Annotated in this window: 24 protein-coding genes; 13 read left to right on the top strand and 11 right to left on the bottom strand. The window is 47.8% G+C overall.

Annotation, left to right across the window (positions count from 1 at the left end; genetic code table 11):
- Positions 1-33: 33 nt before the first annotated feature.
- On the bottom strand, positions 34-1281 hold the full coding sequence (locus tag K7397_RS12805; RefSeq protein ID WP_223068375.1) for a pyridoxal-phosphate-dependent aminotransferase family protein: 1248 nt from the start codon (positions 1279-1281) through the stop codon (positions 34-36).
- The gene (gene allC / locus K7397_RS12800) at positions 1278-2546 is read right to left on the bottom strand and encodes an allantoate deiminase (RefSeq protein WP_223068346.1); all 1269 of its coding nucleotides are present in this window, start codon (positions 2544-2546) and stop codon (positions 1278-1280) included. Before allC ends, K7397_RS12805 begins: the two co-directional genes overlap by 4 nt.
- Positions 2547-2725: 179 nt before the next feature.
- Here allC and K7397_RS12795 point away from each other — a divergent pair, with 179 nt between their 5' ends.
- The 4 genes from K7397_RS12795 to K7397_RS12785 all read left to right on the top strand — a co-directional run bounded on the left by K7397_RS12795 (position 2726) and on the right by K7397_RS12785 (position 8080).
- Positions 2726-4372, top strand: coding sequence for a PucR family transcriptional regulator (locus K7397_RS12795; RefSeq protein ID WP_223068345.1), 1647 nt, complete (start codon positions 2726-2728; stop codon positions 4370-4372).
- A 949-nt stretch (positions 4373-5321) separates the two neighbouring features.
- Positions 5322-6557, top strand: coding sequence for an MFS transporter (locus K7397_RS12790; protein ID WP_223068344.1), 1236 nt, complete (start codon positions 5322-5324; stop codon positions 6555-6557).
- 231 nt (positions 6558-6788) lie between these two features.
- Positions 6789-6911: a hypothetical protein gene (locus K7397_RS21875; RefSeq protein ID WP_273545621.1), complete on the top strand. Its 123-nt coding sequence runs from the start codon at positions 6789-6791 to the stop codon at positions 6909-6911.
- Positions 6896-8080 (top strand): cation:dicarboxylate symporter family transporter, encoded by a 1185-nt coding sequence (locus tag K7397_RS12785; protein ID WP_337926724.1) that lies wholly within the window; start codon positions 6896-6898, stop codon positions 8078-8080. The genes K7397_RS21875 and K7397_RS12785 overlap by 16 nt, the downstream gene beginning before the upstream one ends.
- A 91-nt stretch (positions 8081-8171) precedes the next feature.
- Here K7397_RS12785 and K7397_RS12780 read toward each other — a convergent pair whose 3' ends face one another.
- Entirely contained in the window at positions 8172-9047 is an 876-nt protein-coding gene (locus K7397_RS12780; RefSeq protein WP_223068343.1) for a cupredoxin domain-containing protein, read from the bottom strand.
- Between the two features lie 161 nt (positions 9048-9208).
- Between K7397_RS12780 and K7397_RS12775 the strand changes: the two genes are divergently transcribed.
- The 4 genes from K7397_RS12775 to K7397_RS12760 all read left to right on the top strand — a co-directional run bounded on the left by K7397_RS12775 (position 9209) and on the right by K7397_RS12760 (position 11798).
- The gene (locus K7397_RS12775; protein WP_223068342.1) at positions 9209-9655 is read left to right on the top strand and encodes an aminoacyl-tRNA deacylase; all 447 of its coding nucleotides are present in this window, start codon (positions 9209-9211) and stop codon (positions 9653-9655) included.
- A 30-nt stretch (positions 9656-9685) separates the two neighbouring features.
- On the top strand, positions 9686-10201 hold the full coding sequence (locus tag K7397_RS12770) for a YdbC family protein (protein ID WP_223068341.1): 516 nt from the start codon (positions 9686-9688) through the stop codon (positions 10199-10201).
- A 411-nt stretch (positions 10202-10612) separates the two neighbouring features.
- Complete coding sequence (locus K7397_RS12765; RefSeq protein ID WP_223068340.1) at positions 10613-11059, top strand: GNAT family N-acetyltransferase; 447 nt, start codon at positions 10613-10615, stop codon at positions 11057-11059.
- Between the two features lie 91 nt (positions 11060-11150).
- Positions 11151-11798, top strand: a complete 648-nt coding sequence (locus tag K7397_RS12760) for an HAD family hydrolase (protein WP_237690895.1) — start codon at positions 11151-11153, stop codon at positions 11796-11798.
- Between the two features lie 84 nt (positions 11799-11882).
- On the opposite strand, the gene K7397_RS12755 is transcribed toward K7397_RS12760, so the two are convergent.
- The 7 genes from K7397_RS12755 to K7397_RS12725 form a co-directional block, all read right to left on the bottom strand.
- Positions 11883-13598 (bottom strand): adenine deaminase, encoded by a 1716-nt coding sequence (locus K7397_RS12755; protein ID WP_223068339.1) that lies wholly within the window; start codon positions 13596-13598, stop codon positions 11883-11885.
- 20 nt (positions 13599-13618) lie between these two features.
- A complete protein-coding gene (locus K7397_RS12750) occupies positions 13619-14677 on the bottom strand; it encodes an ABC transporter ATP-binding protein (protein ID WP_223068338.1) in 1059 nt (352 codons plus the stop codon).
- A gap of 15 nt (positions 14678-14692) precedes the next feature.
- Positions 14693-15481: an ABC transporter permease gene (locus K7397_RS12745; RefSeq protein WP_223068337.1), complete on the bottom strand. Its 789-nt coding sequence runs from the start codon at positions 15479-15481 to the stop codon at positions 14693-14695.
- Between the two features lie 5 nt (positions 15482-15486).
- A complete protein-coding gene (locus tag K7397_RS12740; RefSeq protein WP_223068336.1) occupies positions 15487-16308 on the bottom strand; it encodes an ABC transporter permease in 822 nt (273 codons plus the stop codon).
- Between the two features lie 30 nt (positions 16309-16338).
- Positions 16339-17271 (bottom strand): nucleoside hydrolase, encoded by a 933-nt coding sequence (locus tag K7397_RS12735; RefSeq protein ID WP_223068335.1) that lies wholly within the window; start codon positions 17269-17271, stop codon positions 16339-16341.
- A gap of 100 nt (positions 17272-17371) precedes the next feature.
- Positions 17372-18460, bottom strand: coding sequence for an ABC transporter substrate-binding protein (locus tag K7397_RS12730; RefSeq protein WP_223068334.1), 1089 nt, complete (start codon positions 18458-18460; stop codon positions 17372-17374).
- A 289-nt stretch (positions 18461-18749) separates the two neighbouring features.
- On the bottom strand, positions 18750-19091 hold the full coding sequence (locus tag K7397_RS12725; protein WP_223068333.1) for a DUF2294 domain-containing protein: 342 nt from the start codon (positions 19089-19091) through the stop codon (positions 18750-18752).
- A gap of 356 nt (positions 19092-19447) precedes the next feature.
- Between K7397_RS12725 and K7397_RS12720 the strand changes: the two genes are divergently transcribed.
- From K7397_RS12720 to K7397_RS22205, 5 genes are all read left to right on the top strand, one after another.
- Entirely contained in the window at positions 19448-20035 is a 588-nt protein-coding gene (locus K7397_RS12720; RefSeq protein ID WP_223068332.1) for a histidine phosphatase family protein, read from the top strand.
- A complete protein-coding gene (locus K7397_RS12715; RefSeq protein WP_223068331.1) occupies positions 20032-20424 on the top strand; it encodes an ACT domain-containing protein in 393 nt (130 codons plus the stop codon). The genes K7397_RS12720 and K7397_RS12715 overlap by 4 nt, the downstream gene beginning before the upstream one ends.
- 15 nt (positions 20425-20439) lie before the next feature.
- Positions 20440-20766, top strand: a complete 327-nt coding sequence (locus K7397_RS12710; protein WP_237690887.1) for a cupin domain-containing protein — start codon at positions 20440-20442, stop codon at positions 20764-20766.
- A gap of 118 nt (positions 20767-20884) precedes the next feature.
- Positions 20885-21646 carry a S66 peptidase family protein gene (locus K7397_RS12705; protein WP_223068330.1) on the top strand — a complete coding sequence of 254 codons (762 nt, stop codon included), beginning with the start codon at positions 20885-20887 and terminating at the stop codon, positions 21644-21646.
- Positions 21553-21753: a S66 peptidase family protein gene (locus K7397_RS22205; protein WP_420488783.1), complete on the top strand. Its 201-nt coding sequence runs from the start codon at positions 21553-21555 to the stop codon at positions 21751-21753. Before K7397_RS12705 ends, K7397_RS22205 begins: the two co-directional genes overlap by 94 nt.
- A 54-nt stretch (positions 21754-21807) precedes the next feature.
- Here K7397_RS22205 and K7397_RS12700 read toward each other — a convergent pair whose 3' ends face one another.
- Positions 21808-22197 (bottom strand): tautomerase family protein, encoded by a 390-nt coding sequence (locus tag K7397_RS12700; RefSeq protein ID WP_223068329.1) that lies wholly within the window; start codon positions 22195-22197, stop codon positions 21808-21810.
- Positions 22198-22382: the final 185 nt, after the last annotated feature.

Here is a 22382-nt window from a genome sequence, read left to right as displayed (position 1 = left end):
GGCAAGGGCTTTTTTTTTCAAACGTTACGTGAATTACAACGCTGCTTTGCTTTTGGCTTCATGATAAACATCCAGCGCGGCTTGCAGGGCTTTGCCGGCATTTACCGGTGCGCCGTGCCTGATTAGTACCGCCTCAAGCGCACCTAGCACGTGTAGGACGTTCTTCTTCCTGCAGCTATAACCCATAGTACCAATTCTCCATATTTTTCCTTTAAGTGGGCCAAAGGAGCTCGCAATTTCAATATGAAAATCCTCGAGCAGCATGGAACGAACGGATTCTCCGTCGACGCCTTCCGGTATGGAAATGCAGGTTACGACCGGGAGCTTGCAGGCAGGGTTGCCGTACAACTCCAAACCCATCGCTTTAATTCCTTCTACAAGTGCTTGTTCATGCAACTGGTGTCTTGCGAACCTGGCCTCAAGGCCTTCATCCAGCACAATTCGCAGACCTTCACGCAAAGCATACAGCATGGTGGTTGCCTCGGTATGGTGGTTTAACCGTGCAGGGCTCCAGTAATCCATTAACTGGCTGAGATCGAAATAGTTGCTGCGAATCATTCGGGTGAACCTGGATTGCTGTGCATTTGGATCCGCCAACCCGCGTTCAATTTTCTTTCGCTGCAGCAGAATCGACTCCACTCTTGAGTTAAAGGTGATGGGAGCCATTCCGGAAGGGACGGACAAGCATTTTTGCGTTCCGCCAATGCAGGCGTCGATTTTCCATTCGTCAACCTTAACTTCTGCTCCGCCTATGGAAGCGACAGCATCGACGACGAAGAGGGCGTCCCTTTGACGGCAAGCTTCCCCGATTTCCTTAAGGGGCTGCATGCAGCCGGTTGAAGTTTCCCCGTGAACCATCGCCACAATTTTGGGCTTTACTTTGTCCATTTCCTGAATGACGGCTTGAGGATCAAACACCTTTCCCCAGGTAGTATCCATAGTAACGACATCAGCGCCGTAACGTTCTGCGATTTCAGTCAGCAGATGCCCGAAACGGCCATAAATCGGAACCAAAACGCGGTCTCCGGGTTCGATGATGCTGCACAGAACGGCTTCAATCCCTGCTCTCGAAGTTCCGTCTACAGGAAATGCCCACTGATTGTCCGTTTGGAATAGCTGTCTAAGCATCTCCATCGTTTCATTCATGATATCCGTAAATTCCGGATCAAACTGTCCGAGAATTGGCGTGGACATGGCTCTCAGCACTCTTGGTTCAGCCTCGACAGGGCCCGGTGTCATAATCGTTCGCAAGGAAGTATCAAGGTCTTTGTACATCGTTATAGCATCTCCTTTTCATACCCGAGTTTATAAAGCATTTCAATCAGTACGGAAACACCTGCTGCCAAATCTTCTGTGGCGGTATACTCCAGGGGAGAGTGACTGATTCCTCGGTGACTTGGCGTAAAAATGAGCGTGGTAGGACAAAAAGATGCAAACACCTGTGAGTCATGTCCTGCGCCGCTAGCCATGTATTTATAGGCCATGCCTTGATTCTGGCAGATCTCTTCCCATTGTTTAGTCAAGCGAGCGTCCATTTCAATCGGAGCCGCATCCAACCGCTTATCGATGATCATGTGCAGTTTTCTCTGATCTGCGATTTGTTTGAACATTTCCGTAAATTGAAGGGCAAACTGGTCCAGCATGATGCCGCTAGGGTGTCTGACATCAATGGAGAAGGTCACCTTGTTCGGAATGACGTTGGATATATTGGGTTCCACCGCAAGCTGCCCTACAGTGGCTACCAGCGGCGCGCCTGTTTCGTCCGCGGATTCCATTAAATAATGAATCATCTCGCTTGCGCCTCGTAACGCATCTTTTCTCCACCGCATCGGTGTTGTCCCGGCATGGTTGGCTTCACCGGTCAGCTCAATCGTGTAGCGCTTTTGTCCAACAATTTGCTGGACGATGCCGATCGACTTGTTCTCATACTCCAATATCCCGCCTTGTTCTACGTGAAGCTCAATAAATGCCTGAATATCGTCGCGCTTGCCAATCCCGTGCGATCCTTGGCCAAACCCAGCTTCTTGCATGGCCTTTGTAAAAGAAGTACCTTCTGTATCCTTCAGCTGTTCGATTTGCTGATAAGACGCTTTGCCGGTAATATTGGTGGAACCCCAGTAAGTTAAAGGGAATCGGCTGCCTTCCTCTTCACACAGGGAAACCACTTCCAGATGCCTTTTCGGTGGGCCATAGGTTTCTTTCAAATATTGTAATGCAATCAAACCGGCAATGATCCCATAAGCCCCGTCATATTTGCCTCCGCATTTTACGGTGTCGACATGAGATCCTGTGACAATTGAACCGGTAGACTGGCCAGAAGCCTCAAGCCTTCCGAACAAGTTGCCTACATCATCATAAAATACATGCAATCCCGTATCCTTCATTTTTTGTTCCAGCGCATGTTGTGCCTGAACCCAAGAAGGGGAATACAAAAGACGGGTTACTCCACCTTCCGGATCAGCGCCATAGGAAGCCAACCAATTGACCATTTCTTCCGTAATCGCTGTTAATGACGGCAGAGCCTGAAAAACCGTATGCTCATTCATGTCATTCCTCCCGCCTGCTGTTTAGTGATAGAATTATACATATTCTTTAAGTTTAGTGGAATACCTTCCATGATTCATTGTATAAAATATATAAAAATTATAAAGAATATCATGCATAATAAACAAACGGGGTTGTTTGACCGGGGATGCTGTTATAATAACGGGCGAGGTGACTAGACTTGAAAATACAAGATGTTTTAAATATGTCTCTGCTTAAGGGGGCCCGGATCGCTGCGGGGCAAAACGGAATCACGAGAAACGTAGAGAGCGTAAATATGATGGATGCTCCCGATATAATTGATTTTCTCAAAGCGGACGAGCTTCTGTTAACGACTGCTTTTAGCATGAAGGAAAATCCGGGCGGCTTACTGGAGCTGGTCAGGCAAATGGCTGCAAAAGGGTGCGCTGGCCTTGGAATCAAAACAAAACGCTTCATATCCGAAATCCCTGCGGAAGTTATTGATGAAGCAAACGAGCTGGCTTTTCCGATTATCGAAATTCCGCTGGATGCTCCGCTTGGTGAGCTTTCAACGCAAATTTTAAGTTTTATTCTGGAAAAGAGAACTGAAGAACTGCGGTACGCTCTTGATACGCATCGAGATTTTTCGGAGCTGATCATGAAAGGGGGAGGGATTAAAGCCATTACAGACAGTCTGGGGAAGCTGATCCAGCAGCCTGTTCTAGTCCTGAACCATCGCTTGGAAAATTTGGCGCAATCTCATTCGGATCGAGCCGTACCTGTAGATCGTATGTTCGATGCCATAGCACAAACGAAGAAAAAGCCGCTGAAAGAAAAGACCGGCGTGCTGCATCTTTCATTGTATGAACCTGAAGATAGCAAGAAGCAAACCATCACTTTATTTCCGTTTGAAATTTATGATGAACAGCTGGGCTATATTGTCGTCTTCGGGATGATTATGCTGGAGGATACGTTCTCCGTGCTTGCCATCGAGCAGGCCGCGAACGTCATCGGTTTTGATATGATGAAGCATCGCGCCATTGAAGAGAATTCAAGGCGGATCAAGAATGAGTTTTTTGCTGATTTCCTGGATGGGGATATGGTGTCGGAAGACGAGATCCTCAAGCGAGGAAAATATTACGGGCTGCTAAAAATGCAATCCTACCACTGCATCGTAGGGAAAATAGACGATAGCGCCGAACTGTACAGCAAGAAATTTGTGCACACCGAGGAACGGATTCGCAAATTTAAAGATGCCATCTATGAGCAGCTTGAAGCTGCCATTGTCAGAAAAATAAAGGAATCAATTCTGTTTACCAAAGGGGATTTTTTTGTCATATTAATTCCGTTAACTACGTTCGGAGAGGAATCCGAGCAAGAAATTACAGGGATCGTACGAATGATTCAGGATGAAATATACGAACTTCTGCACGTGAGCATGTCCTTTGGCATCAGCAATTTCGCCAAGCAGGTTGCTGATATACCGAACTGCTTTCATAAAGCCATCGATGCACTGCGCACGGGCTATTTAGCGAAGCAGACGAGGTTTATTCAATCTTATCGTGTCAAAGAGCTGACCGAACTGCTGCGTATGATTCCCGAAAAAAGTCTAAAGCAGTTCTATAACACGGCGCTAAAAGGACTTGCGGATACAGCGGATAAAGAAAAAATCGATCTTGTTCAAACCCTTGCCGTTTATTTGGAGAACAACTGCCAAATTTCAGAAACCGCCAAACAGCTTTTCATACACCGCAACACGGTAACTTACCGTCTGGAGAAGTGTGAAGAAATTCTTGGCAGAAACTTGAAGGACCCGAATGAAATACTGGGGCTTCGGATCGCGCTGCTGGTGCGCTCGCTGCTTTAGGGGCTCAGTGACTATATAAGCCTGCACAAATGATTGAATCATGTGTCACTGCGAAGATGGATAGTTCCTACGATCGCTGTTCCCCCCGGATTTCTTTGAATAGGCTTAAGTAGAAGAAATCCGGGGGCAAAGGCGAACGCTTCGCTTCTTCTGAACTATCCATCTTCTCCGTTCTCTATGCTGTTCTTTAGTTCAACTTATACAGAAACAATTAATTCAGTTTAGAAACCGGGAAACACAGGAGATCGCCTGCGTTTCCCGGTTTTTTTTGAACATATAAGAAAGTTTAAATCCTTTACAGAACTAAAGCGTAAGGGGGCATTAGGCGAGAAAACTGATCGATGATTGCGGTCAGTTTATGTAATCTCCGCAGACAGGTGCAACGGACATAGCTGACGCTTTTTTGAAGAAGATAGACATTTGGGTAGGCTAACGGACCGCAGCGATGTAATAAGGGAAAAAATCGCACGTGAGTGGCGATTTCTCCTGACTAAGGGATGAGGCACACAAGAACGGACTAACAGAAGAAATAACGCCAATAAAGGCGCTTAAGTGCGCCAGAGCAAATAGATGCAAGCGCGGAGGAAGACCGTCGATTTCAGCTGGAAGTCGATCAAAAGAGGGACTGGGTGTGGGGTGGAGAGCGGAGCGGCCGCCTTTAGAGTCAGGTTCTAACCATATAGCAAGTTCCAAAGAACATGGCTCTAACAGCGGTGGAACCCCATACCCAGTCCCTCCCCCTCCCCCAAACACAAACGTAGCACGTAGCACGGATAAAGGACGCCCCTAGGCGGTTTTCTTATTTGTCTGATAGACATTTTGCACAAACAAATGTGATTTTTTCGTCTATGTTGCTCAATGACATCGATGTGATCTTTTTCTAGAATGAGAACTGGCAAAATAGGTCTTATCGGGCTATTAAAACAAATCGACAGGTGGCTTGCATGGTATGGAATTGCAAAAATCGGCAAATATTAAATCTGCCTTCACAATCCCTTATTGGTTCAAAATTGTCGTCGTGTTCTTTCTGGGCTGGGTATTTATGTACGCCGACCGGACGATTCTGAACCCTGTGATGGGGAATATAAAAGCGGAATTCGGCTTAACGAATGCGCAAACGGGCTTGATGAACAGCGTCTTTTTTCTTGCTTACGCTGCTGTCCAAATTCCCTCAGGGATTATAGGAGATCGTTTCAGCAAAAAATGGGTCTTGGTACCCGGATTTATTCTGTTTGGCTTATTTACCGGAATAACCGGTTTAGCATCAAGTTTTGGAGCTCTGCTTATTGCCGGAGCCATAGTGGGTGCAGGTCAGGGAACCTATTTCGGTCCTCAGTTTGCACTTGCCTCAGAAATCATTCCGCAAAAATATCGTTCACTCGGCAGCGCGTTGATTAATAGCGGCGGAGCTTTTGGCACTGCGCTGGGATTTATTGCATCCAGTTATATTACATTGGACCGGGGGTTTAACTGGCGTACGAGCTTCTTCGTGTTTGCTATTCCTACAGTTCTTGTCGGTCTATTGATCTGGTCGGTGTTGAATGCGAATAAGCAGAGAAAGCCTGTCTCAGCAACCAAGCAGCCTACACAGGCGAATAAGACGTCCTTTCTTTCCCTTTTCAAAAATCGAAATCTGGTCGTGAGCTATATTGTAGTCTTCTGTTCCATATACGGGTTTTTTATGATTCTTACCTGGCTGCCTTATTATCTGCAATCGGAACGCGGACTTGCGGGCAGCGAAGTCGGTTTCATTTCATCATGGGTCGCTTGGGCATCCATTCCCGGAGCGATCGTCTGCAGTATCATTTCCGATAAGCTTGGGAAAAGAAAACCGCTGGCCTTTCTATTGATCCCGTGTGCTGCTGTCTCCATTTGCGCAATAGCTTATATTCAGGATATTAAGCTGCTTATTGTCGCATTGATTTTTTACGGTTTCACAGGAAAGCTTGCGCTTGATCCTGTTTTGGTCGCCTTTGTTGCGGATAACACACCTAAAGAAAGGTACAGCACCGCTTTTGGTGTCTATAACTTTATTGGAATGTGTTCATCGATTTTTGTCCCGGTCGTTACAGGGTATCTGGCTGATCAAACAGGCAGCATGGCATCCGGGTTCTATTTAGCAGGCGCGCTGCTGCTGGTTGGTTTTATCAGTTTGTTCTTTGCCAAGGAGTCAAAAGAGGTCTGAACGCCCGTTTTGTGGAAGGGAATCTTACATCAATATCGATTCGGAAGGCGGTTAAAGGAGCGAAAATCCTTTGGCCGCCTTTTGATGTGTCATTGTTTTATGCAAGATGTACAATCAGGAGAAGTCGATTTATAAGAGTTGCCTAATGTTTTTACATATGAAATCCAATATATTATGTAATATAAATTTACATGTAAATTAACGAGGAAGCTTCGAAAAGGGGGAAATGTAATGAGTGGACAATCAGCAGCAGCCAAGAAACCTTTTTATAAGGGACTCTTCTTTCAAATCATTGTGTCGATCGTTGCAGGTATTTTAGTGGGGCATTTTGGCCAACGATTGGCGTTGGGTTAAAGCCGGTCAGTGACGGATTCATCAAATTGATTAAAATGATTATTTCGCCGCTTGTTTTTGGTGTCGTTGTCGTTGGCATTGCCAAGGTTGGCAACATCAAGACCGTCGGCAAAATCGGAGGCAAAACGCTCCTCTACTTTGAGATCGTAACCACCTTTGCGCTGATCATCGGTATGGTCGTGGCGAACTTGTTCAATCCTGGAGCAGGAATGAAGGTCGATCCCGCTACTTTGTCCACGGAAGCTGTAGATAAAGCAACGAAGGGGTCACATCTTCCCAGTGAGGCCGAGTTTTTGCTGAATATCATTCCGGATAGCGCCGTAGGAGCTTTTGCAACCAACACCATGCTTCAGGTGCTGCTGGTCTCCTGCTTGTTTGGTTTTGCGCTCGTCCATGTAGTGGGACGCACTACCGAGGTACTCGTCGATTTTCTGGAACGGGTTAACGAAGTAATGTTTAAAATTGTTGGCTATATCATGAAGCTTACGGCTTTAGCCACATTCGGCGCAATGGCTTTCGCTGTGAGTCAGTACGGAATTGATACCCTGGTTTCGTTCGGCAAACTGTTTGTCGCCATGACAGTTGCTTGTCTTGTCTTCATCGTTGTACTTGCCATTATCGTACGGGTATACCTTGGCCTAAGTCTCTGGAAAATGATCCTCTATATCCGGGAGGAAATCATGCTCGCATTCGCAACAGGTTCGACAGAAGCGGTAATGCCGCAGCTGATGGACAAGTTCGAACACGCCGGCTGCAACCGCGCGGTTGTCGGTCTTGTGGTGCTGACCGGTTACTCCTTTAACTTGGATGGAGCATCCATCTACCTGTCGCTCGCGCTGGTGTTTCTTGCCCAAGCGACCGGCGTCGACTTGAGCATTGCCGAGCAGCTTATGATTCTGGGCGTTCTACTGCTTACGTCTAAAGGGATGGCCGGAATACCGGGTTCCGCATTTGTCGCATTATCAGCGACGGCTGCTGCAACGGGATCGATCTCGATGGCCGCGGTGGCGCTGATGCTTGCCCCAGACCGGTTCATGGGTAATTACCGTACAACGGTCAACATTATCGGCTACGCAGTTGCCACGTTCGTCATTTCCCGTTGGGAAGGCTTGCTTGATAAAAACCGGGCCAAAGATGTCCTTGATGGCAAAGTCAGCGTTCATGCTTGAAAAATAATAGACGACTAGCTAAGCAGCCTAAGCGGCGACTGCTCCCCGGATGTTGAATCCGGGGGCGGTCGCCGAATTTTTTTTATAGCCATTATTTTTTAACATGAATAATTGCAACCATCCCCGCCTCCTGGTGTCCGGGCAAAGTACAAACCGCCCTATAAGTTCCGGGTTTGGAAAACCGGATGTTGTCGCTCTTTTTGTGACCTGCTTCAGCATGGATATGGACGCCCGTTCCAACTACTTCCAAGTCATGTTCGACTTTCCCCTCGTTATCCAAAGTCACCAGAACATTGTCATTTACGGCAACTTCAATCTTATTCGGGGTAAAAGCAAATTCCGACGCCTTAATTAGCAGTTCATTGCTGCTTGGGTCTGTTCCCATGTCTGCTAAATCAGATTCTATGATAGAGTCATGATGATGAAGATGTTCAGCAGATAGCGGAGTAGAATTTAGGCTGGATGCTTGGAAGAAGAACAGGAACTGAAAGGCAGCGATCATACTGAACAATACCCCGGGCTTCCCGATAAATCCGGCCTGTTCCCTATGGGTTTCTTGCAGCAGCAGCAAATGAACGGCGAACAGGATCGCGGACCCAACAATGGATAATAACAGAACAGTTGTGTGTGCAAAAGATGGCGGAACCATAATAATCAGCATCGTTCCCATCATACCGGCCATAAGACCGGATAGCGTTCCGTCCAGAACGGCCAGCATGCCGAGCGGAAGCCCGCTGATCAGACCGCATAATCCGCCGGCGAGCATGCTGAGAACGGTTGCCTGAAAGAAATACCCGGGAAGCATTAAGCCCGTGGTACTCCCTATCCCTAAACCGCTGATCATTCCAACCGACATGGAAGTCATCATGCCGATCATGGTGTCAAGCCATCTTCGATGGATCATGACATAACTTACTACCCAACCCGTTAGCAGCAGATAGAGCGCTAGGACCGTAACATGCAGCATACAAAGTACCCCCATAAGGTATAAGATGAGACATGTATATGGCTGTCCGAACTTAAATATGTGCATTTTGCCGGGAATAGGTTGGAAAACCTTACTATAAATCTGCATCATAATACGCTATACTGATGTGAAAATAGCAAAAGAAAGAAGAGAAGCCGGCTATGGATACATTAGTTGCGATTTTAGAAAAACTTCATATTGAATATGAAATTATCAAACATGCCAGGCAACTTCATACTGCACAAGAGGGGGCCGATTATTTCGGGATAGAAATTGGACAAACCGCAAAGACGCTGATTTTGAAAACAGAACAAGGATTTTACGTTCTAATTGTTTCAGGCGATTATGCCCGGGTGGATTTCGATACGATAAAGAGCATATTATCGGTTGAACAGGTCAAATTGGCATCGCCCAAAGAAGTGGAGCAGGTAACCTCCAGCAAGATCGGCAGCGTATCCTTAATCCAGACCGAATTGCCAACGATATTCGACAGGCAATTGCATCGGTTTACATATGTGTATGGAGGAACAGGAGTTCCAGAGACGACATTAAAGATACGCCCAAGCGATATTGAGAAAATCAATGAAATTGCAGCTTTCATTAGATAAGATTGTTTAAGTCAGGAGATGAATAAACCTATGCTCGTCAAATGGATTCAATGTACAGTTCCCGAGCAACATGTTCAGAATTTCTCGCAAGGCCAGGAACATTGGAGCGCTCTTCGAGAATTACCCGGTTTCCTAGGCCAAATAGGGGGATGGAGTAAAGCACAGGATGGCACAGCGCATGTTTTTGCATTTTGGGAGGATCAGGAAAGCTATGACCTGTTCATGACCCGTGCACACGATGATATTTTTTCGAAATCCAAGCAACAAGTAACATACAGTAAAATCACAATTGCGTTTGGAAATGCAGAGACAAATCTTGACAGTCTGTCAAAGGAAATAAGGGATGCAGAGTTCATCGCATTGAAAAAGATCGCCAGCCTGGATCAATCCGTTATCCTGAAATTACAAGCGGGAAGCGCGGATGTCTCTAATTACAAGGTCCAATTTAATGAGCTGCCGTTCGAACAAAATGAAATGATGATAGCAGTTGAAGAGAGTTGGAAGGTAATCCCCAAAGTGAGTGGTGTCGATGAAGGAATTTGCTAGTATAAAAGGGATTCTGTTTGATTCAGGGCGAGTATTGAATCATCCAAGCACTGGCCATTGGTTTATTCCCCTAACTTCGATCAATTTGTGAATAGAGAAACGTTTGCTGCTTTGGAGCAAGATTTGAAATAACGCGCTTTTTATAAAGCTGGTAAATATATGGAGCGAAATCCGCTAATTTTAACCGAAGACGAGGAGTATAAAGCATTTTATACAGTTTTACAGCATTATTGCAGAAGAACTGCCTGTCCTCAAACTAAATGAAGAACAAGTAAAAGGATTAGCTCACGATACGGTGCTGCGAGGCCAAGATACAGTCGAAGCTGATAGCGGCCATATTGTAATCAACCATTTATCAGCTCTGCGGGATATATTAGATAAGTCTGAGTAATGGGAGAAGGGGGGGATTTCATGGAGGTTCTATATAAGGATTTCATAATCTCTAATGACAAAGACAAGATCAACAATCAAGTAGTGCTTGATTACTTGCAAAGAAGCTACTGGGCCAATCAAAGACCGTCTGAACGGATTTTGAAATCGATTGAAACTTCGAAATGCTTCGGTGTGTACCATGATGACAGGCAAATAGGGTTTGCGCGAGTTGTCACGGATGAAGCCACAATTTTCTATTTATGTGATGTGTTTGTTTTGGAAGAATATCAAGGCTTGGGTATCGGAAAAAAATTAATCGAAGTCATTGTCAGCTCTGAAGAATATGCGGGAATGAAAGGAATTTTGGCTACTCGCGACGCGCATGGTTTATATGAGAAGTACGGGTTTGAAAAAGACCCGGAAAGTTATATGCGAAGAACAGCGTCAGGAAGCAAACCATCCTTGCCGGAAAATGAAAAAGGATGAGCGATACTCCTGGATACGACGCAAAAGCAGCGGGTTCCAGTGGAACGTGAATCTTAAATCATGATAAAGAGGAGAGAGCCGTTTGAGCAAGTTGATGTCATATACGCATATTTTATTTGATTTGGACGGTACATTGACGGATCCAAAGGTTGGCATAACCAAAGCGGTGCAATACGCATTATCGCAATTCAACATCATTGAGAATGATTTGGATAAGCTGGAACCGTTTATTGGACCGCCGCTTGCCAAATCTTTTGCCGAATACTATTCATTTTCGGAACAAGACGCTTGGACAGCCGTGGAGCATTACCGGGTTTATTACAGGGAAAGGGGAATGTATGAGAACGAAGTGTACAACGGCATCACGGAACTGTTAGCGCTTCTGCAATCCCAGGGGAAAGTTTTAATCGTAGCCACCTCAAAGCCTACGCTGTTTTCGAAGCAGATTCTTGAACACTTTGATCTGGACCAATACTTTACATATATTCACGGCAGCGAAATGGATGGTACAAGATCCGATAAGTCAGAGCTTATTGCGCATATTTTAGAAACGTACAATCTGGCCAAGGAACAGGCGATCATGATCGGCGATCGGAAGCACGATATGATTGGGGCCAGAAACAACAACATCGACACCATCGGGGTAGGCTATGGTTATGGCAGCGAGCTGGAGTTGAGAACAGAAAATCCTACCTATTACTACCGAACAGTAGAAGAACTCATAAAGGCATTCACGTGAAATTTCACAGCACGTAAAAGCCGCGCTTTCCAGACACCTCATCTGGTGCCAGAAGCGCGGCTTTTGACTTTATTTCATCGTTCTTTATTCGGCATCGATCAGCAGAGACACAATCTTGCCTTGGCCCACATCGATCAGGCCCTGGTCGGTAATCTTCAGCGCAGGGCTTACCGGCAGCGAATGGGTGCTGATCGACATGATCGGGTTGTAGTGTTTGTAGCCGAGCGACGTCATCGCCGAGCGGAGCTCCTGGACGCTTCGGCCTGCTTCTTCAAGCGGTGCTTCTGTCAGTATGCCGCCTACCGGCAGCTTCATCATGGCCAGCACCTGCCCATCCTCCACGACGCAGAAGCCGCCCTGGCTTCGGATCACCTCGTTGGCTGCAATCAGCATATCCTCAGGGTTTCGGCCGACCACGAGCAGGTTGTGGTTATCGTGCGAATAGGTTGTAGCCACAGCGCCGCGCTGGACCGTGTCACCGCCTATCAGTCCGTAAGCACGGTTCCCGTTCTTGCCGTAACGCTCGAACGTGGCGATCAGTCCGCAGCCGCTTTGCTGCCACTCCAGCTGTCCGTCCTTGACGTTTACGGGAACGTGACGTTCCTCGGTAAACGTGGAATTGTTCCGTACGAACATCACGCGGCCCGTATACTGTCCATCTTCTGAACTGACCTGAACGCGGAAATCGTCAAGCGAAAGCGGGTCAAGCCGCACGCTTGTGTAAAAATGCGCAGGGAACTGCTTCGAAGGCGCCAAGTGTTTGTACGGCTCGTTCTTGCTGTACGCCTTGCGGCCATTCTTGTATACCTCATCGATTTCCAGCTTCTCCAGATCGGACAGCAGCAGGAAATCGGCGATCTTATTCGGTGCGATGCTGCCCCGGTCGAGCAGCTTCATCCGCCGGGCTGACGTGAAGGTCGCGGCGTAAATGGCGTCTTCAGGCCTCATTCCCATAGAAATGGCTTTGCGAACGATATGGTTGAGATGCCCGGTTTCAACGAAAGCGTCTGTCATGACGTCGTCGGTGACAAAGCAGAAATGCTCGGCTACATCGTGTTCAAGCAAATAATCCATCACTTCGCGGGTCATCGATTTTTCCTGAATTTCTAGGAACATGCCTGCCGCAATGCGGGCCTCCATTCCTTGGACGCTCTGGTGAGTATGGTCCGAGTCGACACCGGCAGCAATGAGCTGATGCAGATCAAGATCGAGCAGCTTGGGGGTATGGCCCTCGATGGTCAGATCGGGGTAATTAGCGCGAATATGACGCAGAATGCGGTTCGTCTTGCAATCCGGATCACGGATGACATCGACATAGTTCATAATTTCGCCGAGGCAGATCATCCGCTCGGATTTGAGCAGCTCGTCCATATCTTCAATCTCAATCGAACCGCCTGTTGTCTCCATCGAGGTAGCCGGTACCGAGCTTGGAATCGCGTAAAACATGTCAGCCGTACATTCCTTGCTCGCTGCGATCATTTCCCGAACGCCTTCTACACCGAAGACGTTGGCCATTTCATGCGGTTCAGGAACGATCGTCGTCACACCGTTCTTGATCAGGCCGTAAGAGAAGGTAGCCGGGGTAATCATGGAGCTCTCGATATGCAGGTGGATGTCGACCAGTCCCGGGATCATCCAGCGACCGCCGGCGTCAATCACCTCACTGGCCGTAAACGTCTCTGTCCCGCGTTCTCCGATGTACAGAAATTTGCCGTCCGATACCGCAACATTAGCCTCTTCAAATCTTTTAAAGTAGCTGTTATATACTTTTGCGTTCACAATCAGTTGGTCTACATTCATCGTTTATCTCCTAATTATCCTTATTCTACCAATACCATTTTCTCTTTGGGGAAAATGAGGTTTATTCGTTGGCCGCTGAGATAGGGCGTATCCATTTCCTGGTTGACCGTGAATTCTCCGTATTCAGTCTCGACCGCATACTGGTAGCTTCGGCCCAGATACGTGCTGACCTTGATGATGCCCGGCAGCACATTGTCCGTCAAACGGTTCTCTTGCTCGGTAAGCGCGAGATCGTCAGGCCGGAATGCGCCTTTTCGTGCGTCTGGATGGGAAGTGCCCTGATGCTTGATCGCTTTGAATTTTTGCGATCCAAGCGTAAGCTCGATCTCCCCATCTGTGTCTTGGCGTTCCGAGAAGTGAAGGAAATTCTGAAATCCGATAAAACGGGCGACATACTCGGTCGCAGGGTATCTGAAGATCGTGGACGGAGCGTCAAGCTGCTCGATATTCCCCTGGTTCATGATCGCCACCCTGTCCGAGATCGAGAAGCATTCCTCCTGGTCGTGCGAAACGTATACAGTGGTAATTCCGAGCTCCTGCTGGATCCGCCGAATTTCTACCCGCATGCTGACACGCAGGTTGGCGTCCAGGTTGCTGAGCGGTTCATCGAACAGCAGCAGGTCGGGCTCAATGACGAGCGCGCGTGCGATCGCCACCCGTTGTCTCTGTCCTCCGGACAGCTCGCGCGGGAAACGCTTTTCAAAGCCGGCCAGACTTACGACCTCCAGAATGCGAAGCACGCGGCGTTTGACCTCGTCTTCCTTCATCTTGCGAAGGCGGAGCCCGAAAGCCACGTTTTCAAAAACGGACAGGTGAGGAAACAGCGCGTAGCTCTGAAACACAAATCCGAAATTGCGCTTATTGACCGGGACGCGGGTGTAATCCTTGCCGCCGAACATAAATTTGCCGTCTTTGGCGACAAGGAAGCCCGCAATCAGGCGCAGCGTCGTCGTCTTGCCGCAGCCGCTGGGACCGAGCAGTGAAACAAGCTGCCCTTGTTCGATGCTTAGATTGAAATCTTTCAGAATAAGCTGGTTGTCATACGCAACCGAAATATGATCCAAAGTCAAGAGCGACATCGTACCTAGCCTCCATTAACGTTTTGTAAAGTAGGACAGTCCCATCAGCCTTTCAATGACAAACATCAGCACCGCCGTCAGGATCATCAGCAGCATCGAGATGGCCGCGATGGTCGGGTCGAAATAATTTTCCACGTACGTCAGCATCTGGATCGGCAGCGTACTGATTCCGGGTCCTGTCATGAACAGAGAAATGTCGACGTTGTTGAACGACTCCAGAAACGCAATCAGCACCGCGGCAATGATGCCGGACCGGATGTTCGGCAGCACCACTTTAAAAAAGGTCCGCAGCGGACCTGCGCCAAGGCTGAGCGCTGCTTCTTCTATCGCAAAGTCGAAGCTGGACAGGCTGGACCCGATAACCCGGATGATAAAGGGCAGCATAATGACCGTATGCCCAATCAGCAGCCCCGTATAGATCGGCAGATGGTACACAACGATCAAATACTTGAGCATGGTGAAGCCGAGCACGATCCCCGGAATCAGAACAGGGGAGAGGAAAATGGCGTTAAGCGTATCCTTCCCGCGGAAGCTGAAGCGGCTGAGCGCGTAAGCGGCAGGCACTCCGAGCAGTAGCGCGAGCAGGTTGCCCAGCAGCGAGATGACGATCGAGGTTTTGAACGTCTGCGGGAACAGCTCCACCTTGAAAATATTCTGATACCACTGGAGAGAGAAGCCGCTCGGCGGAAACTTCAGCACGGTTCCGGGCTCGAACGAAGTTGCCGATATAATGAGAAGCGGGCCCAGCAGAAAAATATAGACCAGCAGACTGAACAAGCCGAGTCCGATGTGTTTATTCCGCATGTTGTCTACCCCTTCGGATTTAATTTATTGGACAGTTTGTTCATCAGACCGACTACCACAAAGGTGATGGCGATCATAATGGTGGCGATGACGGATGCCGAGAACCAATCGTTCAACGTCATCGCGTTCTGATACAAGAACGTCGAAATGACGCGCTGCTTGCCGCCGAGCAGAGCTGGGGTCGTATAAGCCGTCAAGCTGCCGACGAAGACAAGAATCCCGCCGATAATCAGGCCCGGCATCGCGAGCGGAAATACGACCTTGCGGAAAGCCTTCACCCGTGAAGCGCCGAGACTTTGGGCGGCTGTAATCAGATCGGAATCGATATTTTCCAGCACGCCAACCAGGGAGATGATCATCATCGGCAGGAAGAGATGCAGCATGCCGATCATCATCGCCACCGGCGTGTACAGAATTTCGAGCGGCTTGTCTACGATCCCGAGCCAGATGAGCGCGTTATTGATCAGGCCTTTTCGGCCGAGAATGACCATCCAGCTGAATGACCGAACGACCGGACTCGTAAGCAGCGGGAAAATCGCCAGCGCGAGCAGAACGCCTTTTCTGCGGGGCGCTTTTTGCGAAATGTAATAAGCCACCGGAAAACCCAGCAGCACGCTTAACAGGGTGCTTGCCACGCTGACCTCAAGTGTGGTCAGAAGAATTTTGAGAAAGTACGGGTCTTTGAAAAACTGCAGGTAGCCCGCAAATGTAAAGCTTCCTTCCTTAAAAAGAGTCGAGCCGATCGTCAGCACGATCGGTATGATCATGAACACCGCCAGAAACAACAGTCCCGGCAGCAGCAGCCAGTATAGGTACGTTTTCTTCATATTCAGCTCCTGTTCCACCTGATAAAGCGTCTAAGGGCGGTTTAAGGTATCGATGAACAGCCGCATAAATGCCTGTTCGTCCAAATCAAGGCACACATCCATGTTAGCCACCCGCTGCAGCCGGTTTTGGAAATCGCATACCGTTTGTCCGTCGCACAGCTCGCTCTTTGTTTCTACATCCACAAAGTGTGAAGCAGTGCCGACGATTGTACGGTCCAAAGCAACCGCAACCGCGAGCGGATCGTGCATGGCACAGGCACGGATGCCGTTTCTTTCCTCGTAGCGATTGACATAGATTTCTGTACTCTCCCGCACGTAGTTCCGGATTGCTTCATTGGTAAGGCTTGCAATATGTTCATCCCGCAGCAAAGCACGGCGGGTGACATCAAGACCGACCATCGTCAGCTTGGGGAACCCGGCCTGGAAAACGATCCGGGCTGCTTCGGGATCGGCAAAGATGTTGTACTCCGCCATCGGCGATACGTTGCCGAAGCTGGTGACCACGCCTCCCATGAAAATCACTTCATCCACTTGCTCGATAAGCTCCGGGCATTTGCGCAGCGCAAGCGCCAGATTGGTGAGCGGAGCCGTCATAATGAGCGTCACTTCGCCCGGATGGCGTTTAACGGTGTCAATGATGAAATCCGGCGCGAAGCCGTCATAGGGGCGCTTGGTCGGCCGCATGTCGGCAAGGGCGCCGCCGATTCCGTCACTGCCGTGAACGTGATGTTCAAACCGGGGCTGGCGCAGATAGGGCTGATTAGCCCCCCGGATAATCGGAATATCGTTCGCTCCGAGAAACTCGGCAATTTTGCATGTGTTGTCCGTCGCCTGCTGCAGCGATACATTTCCACTTACCGTCGTAATTCCCTCGATGTTAAATCTGCCGCTCTTAACCGCCAGCATAATGGCGATAGCGTCGTCGATTCCGGTGTCAACATCCATAATGATTCGTTTATTCATAAGGGCTCACGTCTCCATTTTTCAAAAAGAATAGAGTTGCATCCGCCGGGGTACGGCGGATGCAACGTGGAAGGGGTGTTCGATTATTCAAACGCATCCATTACTGGGCCAGTTCGCGGTTCCAGCGGTCTGTCCAATTTTTAATGTTTTCATTGACATATTTCATGTCAAGCTTAACAAGTTTATTGATGACATCTGCGCCGTATGTGACGCCTTCCGTTTCATCGCCAGCAAGCTGAACCTGCGTGTTTACCGGTGAATCGACTTTAGCCTTGGCTGATTTCTCCTGGACTTCCTTGCTCAGATGCCAGTTGATGAATTCCTCGGCCAGCTCTTTATTTTTGCTGCCTTTCACGATGTTGACCGTGTTCATGACCGCATACGCGCCTTCTTTAGGAGCGACGAATTTCGCGCCGGGAACAGCGGCTTTCAAATCTTTAAAGTACATTTCCATGATCGGTCCGCCGGCAATTTCTTGTTGGGAGAACATATTTACGAACTCGGAAGTCTTGCCGTAATATTTAACGACGCTAGGGTTGAGTTCCTTCAGCTTGGCAAATGCGGCGTCTTCATTGAGTGTTTGCTGACCTGCCACTTTGGAGGCGATGTCGATGATCATCGGTCCGGATGTAGTTGTAATGTTAGGCATGGTAACATTGTTCTTAAATTCCGGGCTCCACAAATCGCTCCACGATGTGACATCTTGTTTCACCATATCCGAATTATAGGCAATACCCAGACGGCCAATGGTGTAGGCTGGCCCGTATTGTTCCCCAAGCGGAGCCTTGGCGATATCGTAAATGTTATCGAGATTCGAGATTTTGCTGCGGTCAATCGTTTCGAACAGCCCTTCGTCAATGGCTTGCTGTGCATAGTAGTCGGACAGATACATAATGTCCACATCGGAGCTGCCCTGACGGATTTTGTTCAAGCGCTCGGCGTTGTTGCCGATCTCCGTTACGATTTTGACGTTGTGTGCTTTCTCGAAAGGCTCATACACTTCTTTCTTGAAAAAGTCTTCCGAGAATCCCCAGGTGGAAATGACGAGTTTGGTCGGTTCGCCCTTGGCATTGGAGTCGGAAGCAGATGCGGATGGGGATGCGCCGTTATCGGCTTTCCCGCCGCCGCAGCCGGCAAGTAGAACAGAAGCTAGTGTCATGGAGAGCAGTCCGCTCATCAGTTTTTTCATTGTTTTTTTTCTCCTTCTAAAAGTTTTGTGAAGCATAAGCTTTGGTTTTGTGAAGCATCAGGCGTTCTCTAATTGGTTCCAGTATGATCCAGCTTTTAACGCGAATTTCCTATTTCATGCACCCCCTGAATGGAATAGGAACATGCGTTCCTTTATAAAAAAAGAAAAGTATTCTTGTAAAAACAAGAACACTTTTCTTTGTAAACAAAGTAAAGCGACACCCGCTGCGATCGGTAAAGGTCTTCCTTTAAGATAGATCAAAAAGAAAAATCCTTCCTATTAGATTGTCTTAAGTATCGCGCAAAATAACGTTAGTGACTGCCCACTGCGTGGCCGCGTCATAGTCGCGCAGCACCGTTTCAATATCCAGCCCCATCTCTGAGAGCTTCTTGCGAAACTTTCTCTTGTAGAGGTGCGACATCCGGAAGTCCACTTCCAGCTTCAAGCCGGGCGCTTCATCTTCCAGTGCCGCCGAACGGGGAGAACGACGGTGTTTCGCATACAGGGTGGCGATATTTCCTTCTACGGTTACCCGCAGCAGAGTAGTGCCGAAACCGAACAGTTCCTTCGAAATTTCATTATAAATCTGGCACATCTTTTTCTTGCTTTCGTTACTGTCCAGAAGGGTCATACTACCACCATCCAGAATTCATCGGATCTTCGATAACGTTTGTTATTATATCTAATTTTTTGCGATTAGGCAACAAAATCATCTCGATTTCTACGAAATACATAATAGAAAACGAACGTATAATATGGATGTATATGTAAATGTACGGGTTTCCTTCACTATAGGATCCTGAAACGGGATCCGAATTAGCCGCTTCCGGCATACAAAATCAGTGCGGAGATTCTCTGCAGGTTGCATTGATTTTCAACCAAGGATTATGACATCGCCATATTATTTTAAATATTGACTTGCAAAAACCTGCCCGATTCTGGAAAATAAAGTTTCAGAAGGACACTTATCGCTGTGGAGATCTTTCAATGAAAACTACGATTTATATGGTAAGACATGCTGAGTCTCCTTTTAGATTCGGACAAGAGCAAACCAGAGGGCTCTCTGAAGAAGGATGGGCAGCTTCCATGAAGGTCGCCGATGTGCTGAGCGGAATTAAAGTGGATTATATCGCCTCCAGTTCTTATGCTAGAGCCGTGCAGACCTTGCAGTATTTAGCTGAGCAGAAAGGACTGCCGATCATCCAATATGAGGAGTTGCGAGAAAGGCCGATCAAAGGGCTGGAGCACGAGGCAGACTGGGCTGAAATACTGAAGGGCATAGAAGAATCTTTTGTAAACATCGACTTTGCGCTTGAAGGCGGGGAATCGACAAGAGAGGCTCAGGCCAGGTCCATCCCGGTTATCGAAACAATGCTGGAAGAATACCGGGGCAAGAACATCGTCATCGGAACTCACGGCAATATCATGACGATCATTTTGAATTATTATCATTCCGCTTTCGGATATGAATTCTGGAAGCGCAGCTCGATGCCGGACATCTATAAACTGACTTTTGATCAGAATCAACTGGAGAGCGTTGAAAGAATATGGGATGACGGAAAGGAGAAGCCATGAAACTATTATTGCTGGAAGAGAAATACGGTATTGTCAAATTAAGTCCAAACGAGGAAATCCCCCGGTGGGCTGCGGCTCCCGTTGGGGGATTGTTGTCGATCACCTATACACCTGACGAGTTGTCCATCGTATGCAAGGAAGAACAAATACCGGGAGAAGGACTGGAGCATATCGAAAAATCATGGAGCTGCTTTAAGGTTGAAGGGCCGCTTGATTTCAGTTTGACAGGCATTCTAAACATGTTAACCCGGCCTTTAGCCGAGCAAAATATAAGTATATTTGCTATCTCCACTTACGATACGGACTACTTGCTGGTCAAGACGGACAAGACGGAGCAGGCGATCCGGACGCTCGCCGATGAAGGCCATGAAATTTTACATAACCTATAGGAAGGTGGAAAAAGGATGCAACCAGCTAAAATGAACATTTATGAATGGACCAAGGGGATTCATGATTACGCCAATGTTGTGGTTGGCGAAGTGAACGATCATGTTGTCCGGGCTGCAGTCATATCGGGAGACTTTCATTGGCATAAGCATGAGGATTGTGATGAGCTGTTTCTAGTATTGGAAGGCGAGTTGTTTATTGATTTTGAAGATCAGGAGACCGTTTCTTTAAAGCCGGGCGATGTGTATACCGTTAAAGCCAATGTGCTGCATCGTACCCGATCGAATGGAAGAACGGTCAATTTGTGCTTTGAGAAGGCAGAGAATGACATAAACGGAGATTAGACCGAACTTTCAAAAACGTTAAGGAGCTCATCATGATGAAAGTTGCTTACTTGGGGCTGATTACTGTTTTATAAAAGAACGTGCCGGAAAACCGCCGCGTTAGGAAAGGAACTTTGCTATGGATCGAAGCTTTACACTTGCCCCAGGCAGCCAAGTGGGTTTGATCGCCTGTTCTGACGGGCTCAGGCCTGACTTCAAGCCTCAGCTGGATGAATTAATCCGTTGTTTGAACGGATTTGGAGTTAGACCCAAGTGCGCATCAACTTTAATGAGGAAAGACAGCTATTTTAGCGGCAGCCCGGCGGAACGCGCGCAGGAATTGAATAAACTGTTTTCGGACCCTGGCATTAGCGCGATTTTTGATATTTCCGGCGGCGATTCGGCGAATCAGATTCTGCCTTTTGTGGACTTTGAGGTGATCCGGGCAAGTCGGAAGCCGTTTTTCGGCTTGAGCGATTTGTCCGTCATCTTGAATGCTATTTATGCGGCAAGCCATGTGCCCGCCTTTCATTATCAGGTTATGAATCTGGTTTATGACGAGAGCGGGGAACAGAGGCGGCGGTTTTTCGGGACGTTGTTTGAGGAAAGCCGGGATTTGTACGATTTCAATTATCGCTGGATTCGTGGAGACCGGATGCAGGGGACTGTCATCGGAGGGAACATCCGCTGTTTTCTGAAGCTGGCGGGAACGCGTTTCATTCCAGATCCTGCGGAGACAATCATCTTTCTGGAGAGTTTGGGCGGACGAGCGGGCAGAATTGCATCTTTAGTGGGCAGCTCGGGCAGCTGGGCTATTTTGACAAGTGTAAAGGAATCATACTCGGCTCGTTCACCGAGCTGGAACAGCACGGGGAACTTCCGGTCGTACAGGAATATATAGAGGAAATGACCGCCGGAAACGAAATCCCTATTGTGAAAACGAACGAGCTGGGACACGGCAAAAACGGTAAATGTATTGTGATCGGGAGCAGGATTGAATTGGCGTAAAACTGCGGCAAAAAAATTAGGACAACCACAGGCGGCAGCCCTAATTTTATCTTTTCAAACGTCCACCTTGTAGTTTAACTGAAGTTCATCTCCAGGCAGCCCTCTTATTCCCCAATTGGATTTAGGCGTCTCAAAGATGGTGATTTCAATATCTTGCGGAGATATCTGTAATTCGCTGTGAATCCGTTCAAAAAGCAGGCGTATGAATTGTTTCTTCGATTCGGCCGAACGTCCTTCAAATATGCTGATTTCAATGATCGTATAGGCATCTGTTCGTCCGGGAGCGTAATAAAAATCGTCTTTATCCATTGCAAAAAAACGGTGAAACTTCTTATCTGGCGGGAAGTGGAAAGCTTCAACTACGCAAGAATGAATGATTTCCGAAAACCTTTCTTTTATGGGGTTCAGATGGTCCTTTAGACCAAAAATTTTGACTTGAGCCATGCTTCTCATCTCACCTTTCTCATCTCATCTCATTTTGACTAACGATTTTCTGTTTCACACTGATTTTAACATGATTTACCTGTAGGCGTATGCCTCTATTTTCTATTCGGTGTATAATCAAGGAACATACCGGAATTAAAAAAATATGCTGCAAAACTGTTTTCTTCCGAGAGACAATCTTACAT

The sequence above is a fragment of the Paenibacillus caui genome (genome assembly GCF_019904135.1).
GTDB classification, from domain to species: domain Bacteria; phylum Bacillota; class Bacilli; order Paenibacillales; family Paenibacillaceae; genus Fontibacillus; species Fontibacillus caui.
This window is presented reverse-complemented; position numbering and strand designations above follow the sequence as displayed.